We start from the raw sequence: 12,784 nt of genomic DNA on the forward strand, positions 1-12,784 counted from the left end.
TGAGGAATGCCTTGATTTTACCCGTCCTTGGTATCGTAAAACCCGTTGTAGGTCCAGGTCAGAGCCAGGGCGAACAAGGCCGCGGCCACGCCGATGCCGGCGTCGTAATACGGCGGCGCGGTCAGGGAGAGGCGCAAGAGCAGAGTGGACACGGCATATCCGGAGTTGCGCAGCACCGCGTGAAAAGTCGGCAGGAAGCGATGAGAAACCAGGACCAGCAGGATGTCGCTGAAAATCAGGACCGTGTAGAAGGTGGCGAAAAAGGCGAAAGCGCGGTCTCCGAAGAAAAAGTCCCAGCCCCCGTAGAAAGCCAGGGCGACGAACACCGCCAGCAGCCCCAGGGCCACCAGCTTCTTGGCCGCCACGAAGCGGTACCGGGTCTCGCCGATTATCCGCTCGCCGCGCTGCTTTTGCTGGCGGTAGTAAAGCCCCAGGATAACGAAGATGGCCAAGGCCCCGAAGCCGTCGGACAGGATGCGCAGCACCGGCATCATGTCCGTCCCGAGCTGGATGGGTTCGGGCAAATAGACCAGTTCCTTGAAGGAGTTGCGCAACAGGATCAGGGCCAGGATCTCGAACTGCTTACCCACGGACTTGGAAACCGAACAGGGCAGCACGAAGATCAGGCTGACCACCTCCACCAGCAAAACCAGGGTGAAGGCCGCGTTGATGGCCTGAAAATGGCTCAACCCGACCATCCCTTGCAGGGACGCCGGCAATAGCCCTTGCCGGTTCAGCTCAATCAGCGCCAGGGAGGTCAGAAACAGGGTCACCAGCAAGACCGTGACCACCTTGCGGTTGGCCTCGGACTCCCAGTAGGCATGCAAGGGGTCGAAGACGTGGGTCGCGGCGTCGTAGACCCGTGTGGTCATTGATCAGATCCTTGAAGACGGCCCTGACTCGGTTGTGAAACCGCTCCTGAAAAGGACGCGCTCCGGAAGGCGGTCTCCACGTCCGAGAGAATCATTGTCAGGGCCAGATTCCATCCGGCCACCAGGGAAGCGATCGAGCCATCCGACAGAGTCAGTTCCTGGCGATAATCCCGTTGCACGACCACCTCCATGGCGCCCAAGCGGTTCGGACGCAACAGCAGCATTTGCAGGGCCAGCACGGCTTCCCGCCGTCCGTCACGCAGATCCCGGTGCAGTTCCTGAACGTACCCTTCCAGGATCAAGTCCGGCTCGGTCAAGCCTCCCAGATCCGTGACCAGACTGAAAATCCCGGCCTGGCCAAGCCAATTTCGAAACTGTTCGGCGAGCATTTCACCGGGAGGCAGAAAAAAGCGTTCGTAAAAATCCCGCTGAACCAGACCATCGGGCCGGATGGTCACGATTCCTCGTGAATCGTAAGCCGGAGCGACGCGGAAGGAGCGCACGGCCAGAATCGGAGCCTCGGCGGGACGCTCCAGTGCGGGCTCCGGACGCTGGACCTGAAGCAGATAGTACCGTCGATCCGGGTCCGGACGAGACAGGGAAGCGCAGCCCGGAAGGCCCGCAAGGGCGACCAGAAGGAAGGTCAGTGCGACGAGTACGTCCCGTCGCAAGTAGGACAAAAAACGCGTCATGGGTGCTCCTCCTGATTTCGGGAACCGGCCGGAGGATCGCCGAAGAACAGCCTGGAGGGATAATCCCGGGCGTCGTCCGTAATTTCCCGTACGTTTTCACTGGTCCGCCCAAGGTTATGCAGCAGGACGTCGATCTGCTCCAGTTTCGAGGCCAGACGAAGCTGGATCTGACCCAGGAGTTGTTGGAAGCGTAAAAAACTCTCCTGGGCCGTGTCCGCGGCAGAGGAAAAGTCCTCCACCATCTCCGGCGCATCAGCCATGGCCCGTCGCAGATCGACGACGGCCAGACGTAAATCCTCCAACCCGCCCTGCTCGGCATGGACCCATTTGTTCACCTCTTCGGCCATGCCCCGCACTTCGCGCATGGCCAGGGAGACGTCCTGAAAGATGGATTGCAGATCCATTCTTTCGCCCTGCCCCGCGGGATCGTCCGGACTGCCCAGAAGACGGGCCACCTGAGCGTTGGTCCGGCGCAACTCTTCCATCAGGGCAATGGCCTCGGCGCTGAACTGCTCGGTCTGCACCGCGTCAACCTTGACCATCACCAGGTTCATAAGCTCTTCCAATCGTTCCAGCGGCTTGTTCAGATTAACCCCTTCCAGGTTCTTCAGGGTGGTGCTGACCGACTCGAAGGTTTCCTCGAACCGGGTGATGGTACCCGGAGCCGAAGGAATATAAGGCGCGACGGGCGTCCAGTTGATGGGCAGAGCCGGGGCCCGAAACGGGCTGGTGTAGTCCAGTTCCAGGTAGGCCGCGCCGGTCAGTCCCTGGGGAGTAATCCGGATCCGCAGCCCGGTGGCGATTTCCTCGGCCAGGAGCTCCTTGAATTTGTCTCGCGGAAAATCCCCGAATTTATCGGCCTGCAGGCCGATCTCCACCAGCACGTAACGGTGTCCGGCCTGGAACGCTTCGGGGTACTTGAGATAAACAAAAGAGATTTGTTCGATATTGCCCACCTGGACGCCGCGCATCTTGACCACGGAGCCGGCTTCCAGCCCCTGGGCGGATTCGTCCAGATAGGTTTCCACGAGGATGCGCTCACTCCAGAGCTTGCCGCCGCCCAGCACGATCAGCCCGGCGAGAATCAGGACCGAGGTGATCAAGACGAAGGCCCCGAGTTTGACGTAGTTGGTTTGGACGCTCATGGAATTAGGGGGTTCAGGGGTTCAGGGGTTCAACGGTTCAACGGTTAGAGGCTTTCCACAACATCTGAGAATGGTCTTCCTTTGGTACGTTTTTCCGAATGTTTTTCTCCTATCCCGAAGGGATTGCATCGTATAGCCGGTGGTTTCAACCACCGGCAAGGTGGATTGCAAGGGAGCGAGTCCTGAAGGGACGACATTAACTTCTGAAATTGACAAAATATCGTCCCTTCAGGACTTGAAATCACTGTGCAATGCCTTCCGGTGGTTGAAACCACCGGCTATACGATGTCTCCCTTTCAGGGAGATGGCATTGCTACATCCTTCATCCTTCATCTTTCATCTTTCCCAGTCACATGACGATGAAAGAAGTCATGGACCAGCGAGTCTGTGGAGTGGTCGCGCAGGGTTCTCGGATCGCCCTGGGCTACGATGCCTTGACGGGATTTGTCCAGCATGATCACCCGGTCGGCGATGGCGAACACGCTGGCCAGTTCATGGGTCACGATCACGAAGGTCATGCCCAGGCCCCGGGCCAGGTCCAGGATCAAGGCGTCCAACTCGGCGGAAGTCACGGGGTCCAGGCCGGCCGAGGGCTCGTCCAGGAACAGGATGCAGGGGTCGAGGACCATGGCCCGAGCAATGGCCGCCCGCTTGACCATCCCGCCGCTCAGCTCCGAAGGGGCATGATTCTCGAACCCGGCCAACCCTACCTGAGCCAGCTTCATTCGGGCCACGCGCAATTGCAGGGGCTTGGGCAGGTCCGTACACTCCTCCAGGGGCAGGAGAACGTTTTCCAGAACGCTCAGGGAGCCGAACAAAGCCCCGCTCTGGTAGCTGACCCCGAAGCCGTGCAGGATGCGCGTTCGCTCCGCCCCCCGGGCCGCGTGAACGTCCCGACCGCTGATCAACACCGTACCGGACATGGGCCGCTCCAGGCCGATCATCTGCTTGAGCAGGGTGCTCTTGCCGCAGCCCGAGCCGCCCAGAAGGATCACCACCTCGCCGGGAAAGACCTCCAGGTTCACGTCCCGAAGGATGATCCGTTCTCCGTAACCGGTCGTCAAGGCTTGGACCCGGATCAACGGTTCACCCCGCGAGCCGGCTTCAACGCCGCAGGCCGTGGTTTCAGTAATGAAAGACATAATACAGCACCGCGAATATGCCGTCCATCACCGCGATCAGGATGATCCCGCTGACCACGGCGCTGGTGGTTGCCGCGCCCACGGCCCAGGCCCCCTGTCCGGTCTGCAGGCCGCGCACGCACCCGATCCAGCCCACCAACAAGCTAAAGACGAAGGATTTGAACAGGCCGTTGGCCAGGTCCCCCACGCCCACGGAAAGAGTCACCTGATTGGTGTAGCTCACCAGGGGATAGCCCAGGGAAAGCATGACCACGGCCCCGCCGATCAGGCTGAAGACGATGAACACCATGGTCAACAGCGGCGTCATGCACATGGCGGCCAGCATCCGGGGGACCACCAGCAGCCGGACCGGGTCCAGGCCCATGGTGGTCAGGGCGTCCAGTTCCTGGTTGATCTTCATGGTGCCCAGTTCCGCGGCAAAGGAGGCTCCGGAGCGCCCGGCCAGAATGATGGCCGTGACCAGCGGGCCGAGTTCCCGGATCATGGACAACCCCAAAAGTCTGGCCACGTAGATTTCCGCGCCGAACATCCGCAGGGGCATGGCGGACTGGAAGGAGATGATCAAGCCCATCAGAAAGCCGATGAGCATGATGATCAGCACGGCGTTGGCCCCCACGGTTTCGCAGCTGAGCCAGAAATCCCGCCATCTGATGCTCCCGGGACGGCGCAGAGCCTGGGCGAAGCCGGAGACGAACAGCCCCACGAAGCCCACCAGATCCCGCACGTCTCGCCCAAAAGCCTGGGCTCCGCGCCCGATTCGCTCCAGTACCGTGCCGCGCCGCCCCGGAGCCGGGCCACCTTGGCTCAGGGCCTGAAACCGCTCCAGGCTCCCGGCCAGTTCCTCGCGCATCCCGACCAGCTCCAGCCTTCCTCCCCTGCCCCGCAAATCCTGGTCGAGTTCCGTGAACAAGGCCAGCCCGGAAGCGTCCACGTACCCCACCCCGGAAACATCCAGGCGCAAAATCACCGACCTGGCCTTGCCGACGAAAACCTGCAATCGCCGCCAGATATCCCCCGTGCTTCGAACATCCAGCCGACCGGTCAGGGTCGCGGACAACGTGCCGGAGAGATTGGCGGGCAACTCTTCAAGGATTGCTTGCGAAAGGAGATCAGATTGCACGGCGGACCATCGTTGTTGGAGATCGCCTGATTCAGGAAACCAGCTTCAAACCCAAAATCCCGGTTACGATCAGGAGGATACAGCCGATCCGGGCCCAGGTCGCCGGTTCGGCGAAGAGGATGATGCCCAGGATGGCCGTGCCCACGGCGCCGATGCCGGTCCAGACCGCGTAGCCGGTGCCCACGGGAATGGTTCGCAGGGCCTGGGCCAGGAAGCCGAAGCTGAAGAGCATGGCCGTCAGCGTCAACGCCGTGGGCCAGAGTCGGGTAAAGCCGTTGGAGTACTTCAGGCCGATGGCCCAAACTATCTCAAAAACACCGGCAACGGCCAGAAAAAACCAAGCCATTGTTCATCCTCGTGATGAGTTGCGATTTTCCAGCACGTCGAGAATTGCCCGCCGCAAGGCATCAATGCTGAACGGTTTTTGCAAAAACGCCCCCGGGCGATCGGCGGCGAAGCGCTGTTCCGCTTCCCGTGAACTGTATCCGCTGCACAGGACCACCGGGACGTCCGGCGCGATCTTGCGCAGTTCCGTGAACGCCGTGACTCCGTCCATGTTCGGCATCATCAGATCCAGGAGCACGCAGGCGATCCGCTGATGATGCTCCTGAAAAACCCGGACCGCCTCGACGCCGTCATTGGCCGTGAGCACCGCATAGCCAAGATGCCCCAAAGCTTCAACCGAGAGGTCCCGAACCATTTCCTCGTCGTCCACGACCAGAATCAGTTCCGGATCCGAAGAAACGGCTGCCTGAGGCTCGACGGCCGGACTCGGAGCCGGCGACGGTTCCGGAACCGGTGTGTTCTTTATTAATGCGTCGTCCACCGGAAATAAAACATGAAACGTGGTCCCCGAGTCCGGAGTGCTGTCCACAATGATCGCCCCGCGATGACCGCGCACAATGCCCAGGACCGCGGAGAGCCCCAGCCCGCGCCCGGTGAATTTGGTACTGAAGAACGGATCGAACAGTTTGGACTGGACGTCCTCGCTCATTCCCACGCCCGTATCTTGAACCTCCAGTTGGACGAACCAACCTGGCGCGGGCTTTTCCTCGAGCCGGGAACGGCCCAGCAGCTTTGCGTCGCAATATGCCAGCCTGGTGGAGAGGACCATGGTTCCGGGATGGTCGCCAATGGCTTCCGAGGCGTTGGTGATCAGGTTCATGATCACCTGCTGGATCTGCCCGGCATCGGCCCGGATCGGAGGCAGGGACGAAGCCAGGTCCTGGACGAAGCGAACGTTCTTGCCCAGCGCGGTTTGAAAAATATGGGCGTTGTCCCGAACCAGATCGTTAAGCACCACGGAACGGACATCAAACCCGCCCTTGCCGGAATAGGCCAGCATCTGCCGGGTCAGGTCCGCGGCCCGCCGGGCGGCTAAAAGGGCATGTTCCACGCGCTTGCGGCTCGGTTCCGTCAAGCCGGACATGGACAGAGCCAATTCCATGTTGCCCATCATGGCCGCGAGAAGATTATTGAAATCATGGGCGATACCGCCGGCCATGACTCCCAGGCTTTCCAGCTTCTGGGAATGAAACAGCCGCCGTTCCATCTCCAGACGTTGCTCCTGCATCCGGGCGCGTTCAGTGACGTCTTCCAGCAGGACCACGGTTTCGCCGTTGGCCGCTCGGGAATACCGAACCCGCAGGATGCGTTCCTCGGAGATGCGGATCTCTTCCGTGCCGACACCGAGGCGAAACATGTCCAGGTGTCGTTCCACCCTTTTTGCTTGTCGTCCAGACTGATTCGCCCCTTGGGATTGTTCGTGGGGCAACACTCCGGACTCCTGGATCACGGACAGGCACTCTTGAAACGAAATGCCCGGACGCAGGGTGCTTTCCAGGGCCGGGAACATCCGGGTCGCGTTGCGGTTCGCGACGACCAGGCGACCGTGCTTGTCGAACAGGGCAAATCCTTCCTCAATGGACTCAATACCCTGAAACAGCCGACTCTGGCCCATTTCCACACGCCGCTGCAGGTCGTGCATCAGCTTCGCGATGCGCTCGGCCATGGTATTGAAGGTCTCGGCCAATCGGCCGATCTCATCGCTGGATCGCACCTCGGCCCGGGCCCGGAGATTGCCGCCCCGAATCTGGTCCGCGGCAACGGTCAGGACCGCGAACTTGCGGGAGATGGAGCGGTGCATGACCAGGGCCGAGGTCAATCCCAAAAGCACGGCGCAAATCACGGCCGCGAGCAAAAGCATGGTGGCGTTCCAGTTGGTCTTGTCGATACTTTGCCAGGCTCGATCCACCTCTTGCCGAGCCAAAAAAATCAGTTGTTCGGAAATAGGCGTTAATGCATAAATACGAAGATCAAACTCACGGGACCTTTCCTCCAGCTGACGATCCAATTCCAGAATCTGTTCACTGACATGCGCGTGATACTGGAGCATGTTCAGCAGGTCCGAACGGCTGACGTTGGGCAAATGCTCGTCCACATGCAGGCGATCTTCGAGGGTTCGCAGCAAGTTCAGCGCGGACTGCATATCCGAGCGCTGGCGGGTGGCCAGATATCGATTTTGCCAAGTCTGGGCCGTACGGAACAGCAGAAGCAGATCCCCGCGCTGAAGCATTTCCATCCGCTCCACCAGCACGTCGCTGATCACCAACAGCGTGGTTTGGCGTCCGGTATCCTCTTTGGCCAATTCTGAAACCAGCAATACGGATTCGGCAAACGTCTCGGCATAGTGCTTCGCCGCGGAAAGATAAAAGTCCAGATACAGTACCGCGTCGCGCAAATCCTGGCTGATAGCCGGATCATCAAGCTTGCCGCGCAACCCGTCGGTCAGGGCGATTACGCCATCGATTCGAAGTTGCAGCGGTTCCCCGAAGGACTTCATGGCTTGGGAAAAACCGACTCTGGGCCATTGTTGAAAAAAACCCCGCTCAAGCTGGCGGGCATATTGGAGTTCCCGGTCGATTTCCAGGGTCAGTTCGCGAATGTCCGTGCTGGCGACGATCACGGACTTTACATGGCTCAGGGCCGTACGCAGGGCGATGCCCCCAGTCAGGGCGGTGAGCATGATCAGGAGCAGCATAAAGGCCATGATGGCCGCGAACTTGACGCCAATGGAGGAACCGCGCCACCATTCCCGGATCAACGATCCGATGCCGTGCCTGGACTTCGGGGAGGCTGCCGTGGAATCAGGGGGCATAAACGGCAAGGGTGTTGTTCAGGGTCTGTTCGAAATCCATGGACGCTTCCAGGCGGACCAGCTTGAACCGCGGAACGCCGCAGTCGCCGAAGGCGTCGCAGTTCAGTGCCCCGGTCAATCCCGGAAAACGAAGCAATCCATACAGGACGTCCCGGATACGTTGCCGCTCGATGCGCAGAGAACCGTCCGGCTCCGGAAAAGAAGCCTGTTCCAGGGCGTGGAGCAGGATAGACGCGGCATCGTAACCGTGGGCATGGAAATAGCCCACGGTCCCCGTGCCGTAAGTCTGAACGTAGCGGTCCAAAAACGTTGTATAAGCCGGACTCCGGACCTGGGCCGGAGCGATGAAGAGCATGCCTTGACAGGCGATGCCGCAGCCCTGAATGAATGGCTGATTCAAGATGGAGTCGGCGCTGAGCAGAGTCAGATCAGACAGCTTTGGTTCGGCCCGGACGGCCTGGATCAAATATTCGGCCTCCGGAGAAAAAATTGGCAGGAAGAGGAATTCCGGACCATATCCGGCCATAGCCTGGGCCACTGGCCGCATATTGCGGTCTCGCTGAGCCACGGTACCGGTGAAGACTACCTCGCCGCCCTTGGCCAGAAAGGCTTCCGCAAAGGCCTCGGTCAGGCCCGAGGCATAAGGGCTTTGGTCATGGACCGTGGCGGCTCTGCGCAAACCAAGAAAATCATAGGCAAAGGAGGCCGCGGCCATCCCCTGGAACTGATCGTTGGACGCAGTCCGAAAAAAACCCGGCTGCTGATGCTCGCCGCGTTTTCCGCTCTTGGAGGTCAAGGAAGAGGCCGTGGCGGTCCCGGAGACCATGACCATGCCCGCTTCGGAGAGAACGCGGGCCGCGGGAACCGCCGCGCTGGAACAGTGGGGTCCGTGAATCGCGACCACGCTCGGATCCGTGACGATCTTCTGGGCCGCCACCAATCCGCCGGACGCGGAACACTGTTCGTCCTCACGGACGATGGTCACGGGCCGATCGTACGGCCCCCCGTGCTCGGCGACGCGCAATTCCAAGGTCCGAACAAGCTCTTCGCCCACGGATGCCAAAGGCCCGCTGAAGGTCTGCAGACTGACGAGCTTCACCGCCTCGCCCGGCTCAACCCAGACGCACCCCAGAGCGTCCCGGCAGGTCGATCGCGTCGCGGTCTCCGGAGCGCAACCCGCTAGAGCCGCGGGCATGATCCCAAGCAGTAGCCCCAAGACAAGCCGAAGCGTCCAAAAGCGTAAAAAATCCGTTGTCTTCATCGGACTCCCGTGGCGTTGAATCCAAATTCCCTCAACGGCGGCCTTCATCTCGTGACGAGACGGATGGTCAACATGTTTCCAATCGCTTCAGGTAGCGCAGACATACCTCACGCCCGTCATGCCAGTGGATGATCTTATCCACGCAGCGAAAATCCATATTCTTCAAGGTATTATGATATTCTCGAACCAGAACGTCATTCTCACCGGCGCACATATTCTTCCCGACGCAGCTCTCGCAGGGCCTCTCCATGCCCTGTATCCGTTCATGGCAGGACTGCCCTACCAAGCCCTCACCGAAAAGCCGCTCAATGGCTTTGTTGGCATATAGAATTTCATGGTTAGCCATGTCCGCGACGTAGATGCACTCATCGATGTCGTCGAACCAGTCGAAGATCTGCATCCGTTCCACACGCAGTGCGTCCTCGGCTTTTTTATGGTCCGTTATGTCCAGACAGGAACCGATATAGCCGATGAATTGGTGGTCCGCGTCGTAACGGGGATGCCCAATATCCAGAATCCAGCGGTATTCTTCATCGTGGCGGCGCAGTCGATATTCCATTTCAAACGGCTCGCGACGGTCAAAAGCGTCGGAATAAATACGCAGACAACGGGCATAATCCTCCGGGTGGACGCCTTTGGTCCAGCCATCCCCCAGCTCTTGTTCCATGGTCCTGCCGGTAAAGGCCAGCCAGGGTTCATTGAACCAGGTGCACAGCTTGTCCGGGCCGGACATCCAGATCAGGGCCGGAGAGGTATTGGCCACGGAGGCGAAGCGCTGTTCAGACTCCCGCAATTCCTGTTCCACGATTTTAAGCCGGGTGATGTCCACGAAGGTCAGCACGGTGCCTGAGTAAACATCGGGCCCGACAAGATAGGGGGTGATCCGCATCAGATGCCACCGGTCGCCCTGGGCCCGGACCTCGGTCTCGAGCATCTCGGAGCTCTCCTGGACCTTGCGAACCATCTTCGGCAAATCGACGTCTTCCAGAAAATGGACGATGTGGGAGATGGGCCGGCCGATGTCTTTCTCCATCAGGCGGAACAACTCGGTAATTTTCGGAGAAAACCTTCGAACCTCGAAATTTTCATCCAGGAGAAGCTTGCCCACCATGGAGGCGGCCAGGAGGTTGTTAACGTCGTGGTTCAGTTCGGTCAGCTCGATGATCCTGTTCTGATACTCCGCGTTAACCGTATACAGTTCCTCATTGGTGGATTGCAGTTCCTCGTTGGTGGCTTGCAATTCCTCATTGCTGGCCACCAGTTCTTCGTTGGTGGCTTGCAGCTCTTCATTGGAGGTTTCCAATTCTTCGATGGTGGCTTGCAGATTTTCTCGGGAAAATTGCAGTTCCTGCTCCAGATCGTTGATGCGCTGCTCGGCTTCCTGGCTCAAATCACAAGCATTGGCGTCCAGGGTCACGCCGGGTTGGGGCGCTGTCTTCGAAGCATCTTCAATAAGCACGGCCACCAGCGGCGCCTGCCCCTTGGCCATGGACAAGGGAATGAACCGCAGATTCACGGTGCGGGTATCGATGGCCGTGAGCATGGGCAGGTTGTGAAACGCCACGTCCTTGCCCTGGCGAAAGACCTTCTGAATGCCCGTGGCCATGGGGATGGCCAACTGCTTGGTGGCCATCTTGGTCACGTTCAGGGTCGGCTTGCCCGGCGGCAAACGCAAATACCCCTCGCTGTCCCCGATGATGCGCAGTACTTCCATCTGCTCGTTCACGATCAGGGCCAAGGGAATGTAGTGGACGCTGATGGCGTCCAGAAACCGCTCCAGAATCCGGTCCGAGTCTTCGGAATGTAAGACCTTTCGGGCCGCGGCGAACTGCCCTTTGACCTCCTGAACTCGAGTGTCGGACACGGCCAACTGCATTGGTCCCCCGATTCGCTTCATTCGGCCCTTGGACTGGTAGAGTTTCCATTTATGATCCAGGGGGGCAAAGAACTCGGTCATGTCTCCTATGGTTTCACTGGTGCCCAGAAAGAGGATTCCGCCGGGATTCAGGGAAAAATTAAAAAACTCGAAGACCTTTTGCTGGAGGGGAGGCTGAAGGTATATCAGCAGGTTGCGGCAGGAGATCAGGCTGATGTTGGTGAAGGGCGGGTCCTTGATCAGGTTGTGCTGGGCAAAGACCACCATTTCCCGGATGGTCCGGGAAATCTGGAAATGTTCGTCTTTTTTGTGGAAGTATTTGGCCAGCCGCTGAGGGGAAACGTCCGCGGCAATACTTTCCGGATAGATCCCGTTGGCCGCGAAGTGGATGGCGTCCCGATCGATGTCCGTAGCGAAAATCTTGATGTCCCGGCTGATCTCCAGGTCCGCCAGGCACTCTCTGGCCAGGATGGCCAGGCTGTAGGCCTCTTCCCCGGTGGAGCAACCGGCCACCCAGAAGCGGATCTCCCTGGTTTCCACGCTTTGGATCAGCTCCCTGAGCCACTTTTGCCCCAGCAACTCATAGACCGGAGGATCGCGAAAAAAGCTGGTCACGCCGATGAGCAGCTCCCGGAACAGTGACGCGGCCTCCCCGGCGTAGCTTTCCATGAAGGCGACGTAGTCCTTGATGTCATTGACCTGATTAATGGTCATCCGTCGTTCAATCCGTCGGTTGACCGTGCTGGGCTTATAATACGTGAAGTCGACCTTGAACCGCTCCCGAAGGATGGAAAAAATCCGGGTCAGGCCGTCCTCTTCCTTGAACTGCGTCTCCGACCGCTTGGCCTTGCTCACGTAGGGATGCTTGACCCAGTTCAACAACTGACCGGGCATCTCCTCAGGCGAAAGGATGAAGTCGCACAAACCCGTGGAAATGGCGGCCCGGGGCATGCCGTCGAACTTGGCGCTCTCCTCGTTCTGGACCATGATCATCCCGCCGAATTCCTTGATAGCCCGCACCCCGCGCATCCCGTCGCTGCCCGTGCCGGAAAGGATCACCGCCACGGCCCGCTCACCCTGGTCTTCGGCCAGGGAATGCAGGAACACGTCGATGGGCAGGTTGATGCCCCGGGTATGGTCCTGCTCCGAAAGCAGCAATTTACCGTGAAAAATGGTCAGGTTCTTTTTCGGGGGAATCAGGTAGACGTTGTCGGGCTCGACCAGCATGCCCTCCTCGGCCCGATGCACGGGCATCCGGGTCTTTTTGGAAAGCAGCTCCTTCATCAGGCTCTTGTAGTCCGGCGACAAGTGCTGGACCACGATGAATCCCAGCCCGCTGTCCGGGACCATGTTCGTGAAAAAGGCTTCAATGGCCTCTAACCCCCCGGCGGACGCACCGATGGCCACGTAATGGGTCGGGGCCGCGGGACCGGCGTCGCGACCCGGAGACGTGGAGGAGTCGATGTTGGACATGGCATGCGTCTCGTAAAGGTTGGGGTTGAAGGGCGGTGAGGAAGAT

The 12,784-nt window shown here is 59.6% G+C and carries 9 protein-coding genes; all 9 read right to left on the reverse strand.

Features of this window, described 5'->3' with window-relative positions; all coding sequences use genetic code 11:
• Nucleotides 1–17: 17 nt before the first annotated feature.
• The 9 genes from GY33_RS0112885 to GY33_RS0112925 all read right to left on the reverse strand — a co-directional run bounded on the left by GY33_RS0112885 (nucleotide 18) and on the right by GY33_RS0112925 (nucleotide 12,738).
• Nucleotides 18–872 carry a hypothetical protein gene (locus GY33_RS0112885; RefSeq protein WP_031387722.1) on the reverse strand — a complete coding sequence of 285 codons (855 nt, stop codon included), beginning with the start codon at nucleotides 870–872 and terminating at the stop codon, nucleotides 18–20.
• Nucleotides 869–1,564: an ABC-type transport auxiliary lipoprotein family protein gene (locus GY33_RS0112890; protein ID WP_031387723.1), complete on the reverse strand. Its 696-nt coding sequence runs from the start codon at nucleotides 1,562–1,564 to the stop codon at nucleotides 869–871. The genes GY33_RS0112885 and GY33_RS0112890 overlap by 4 nt, the downstream gene beginning before the upstream one ends.
• Nucleotides 1,561–2,709 (reverse strand): MlaD family protein, encoded by a 1,149-nt coding sequence (locus GY33_RS0112895; protein ID WP_031387724.1) that lies wholly within the window; start codon nucleotides 2,707–2,709, stop codon nucleotides 1,561–1,563. The genes GY33_RS0112890 and GY33_RS0112895 overlap by 4 nt, the downstream gene beginning before the upstream one ends.
• A gap of 329 nt (nucleotides 2,710–3,038) precedes the next feature.
• The gene (locus tag GY33_RS0112900) at nucleotides 3,039–3,851 is read right to left on the reverse strand and encodes an ABC transporter ATP-binding protein (RefSeq protein WP_051822610.1); all 813 of its coding nucleotides are present in this window, start codon (nucleotides 3,849–3,851) and stop codon (nucleotides 3,039–3,041) included.
• Nucleotides 3,835–4,971 carry an ABC transporter permease gene (locus tag GY33_RS0112905; RefSeq protein WP_235185523.1) on the reverse strand — a complete coding sequence of 379 codons (1,137 nt, stop codon included), beginning with the start codon at nucleotides 4,969–4,971 and terminating at the stop codon, nucleotides 3,835–3,837. Before GY33_RS0112905 ends, GY33_RS0112900 begins: the two co-directional genes overlap by 17 nt.
• Nucleotides 4,972–5,002: 31 nt before the next feature.
• Nucleotides 5,003–5,317, reverse strand: coding sequence for a quaternary ammonium compound efflux SMR transporter SugE (sugE, locus tag GY33_RS0112910; RefSeq protein WP_031387727.1), 315 nt, complete (start codon nucleotides 5,315–5,317; stop codon nucleotides 5,003–5,005).
• Between the two features lie 3 nt (nucleotides 5,318–5,320).
• The gene (locus GY33_RS19915; protein ID WP_051822611.1) at nucleotides 5,321–8,128 is read right to left on the reverse strand and encodes a hybrid sensor histidine kinase/response regulator; all 2,808 of its coding nucleotides are present in this window, start codon (nucleotides 8,126–8,128) and stop codon (nucleotides 5,321–5,323) included.
• A complete protein-coding gene (locus tag GY33_RS0112920) occupies nucleotides 8,118–9,389 on the reverse strand; it encodes a branched-chain amino acid ABC transporter substrate-binding protein (RefSeq protein WP_161788475.1) in 1,272 nt (423 codons plus the stop codon). The genes GY33_RS19915 and GY33_RS0112920 overlap by 11 nt, the downstream gene beginning before the upstream one ends.
• 67 nt (nucleotides 9,390–9,456) lie before the next feature.
• Nucleotides 9,457–12,738, reverse strand: a complete 3,282-nt coding sequence (locus GY33_RS0112925; protein WP_051822613.1) for a chemotaxis protein CheB — start codon at nucleotides 12,736–12,738, stop codon at nucleotides 9,457–9,459.
• Nucleotides 12,739–12,784 lie beyond the last annotated feature (46 nt).

The sequence above is a fragment of the Desulfonatronum thiodismutans genome, from assembly GCF_000717475.1.
In the GTDB taxonomy this organism is placed as follows: domain Bacteria; phylum Desulfobacterota; class Desulfovibrionia; order Desulfovibrionales; family Desulfonatronaceae; genus Desulfonatronum; species Desulfonatronum thiodismutans.

Excerpts from the sequence above, each read along its gene's own strand:
- GY33_RS19915 (WP_051822611.1), bottom strand. The coding sequence starts at position 8,128 with ATGCCCCCTGATTCCACGGCAGCCTCCCCGAAGTCCAGGCACGGCATC.
- GY33_RS0112900 (WP_051822610.1), bottom strand. The coding sequence starts at position 3,851 with ATGTCTTTCATTACTGAAACCACGGCCTGCGGCGTTGAAGCCGGCTCG.
- GY33_RS0112890 (WP_031387723.1), bottom strand. The coding sequence starts at position 1,564 with ATGACGCGTTTTTTGTCCTACTTGCGACGGGACGTACTCGTCGCACTG.
- GY33_RS0112920 (WP_161788475.1), bottom strand. The coding sequence starts at position 9,389 with ATGAAGACAACGGATTTTTTACGCTTTTGGACGCTTCGGCTTGTCTTG.
- GY33_RS0112895 (WP_031387724.1), bottom strand. The coding sequence starts at position 2,709 with ATGAGCGTCCAAACCAACTACGTCAAACTCGGGGCCTTCGTCTTGATC.
- GY33_RS0112925 (WP_051822613.1), bottom strand. The coding sequence starts at position 12,738 with ATGTCCAACATCGACTCCTCCACGTCTCCGGGTCGCGACGCCGGTCCC.
- sugE (WP_031387727.1), bottom strand. The coding sequence starts at position 5,317 with ATGGCTTGGTTTTTTCTGGCCGTTGCCGGTGTTTTTGAGATAGTTTGG.
- GY33_RS0112885 (WP_031387722.1), bottom strand. The coding sequence starts at position 872 with ATGACCACACGGGTCTACGACGCCGCGACCCACGTCTTCGACCCCTTG.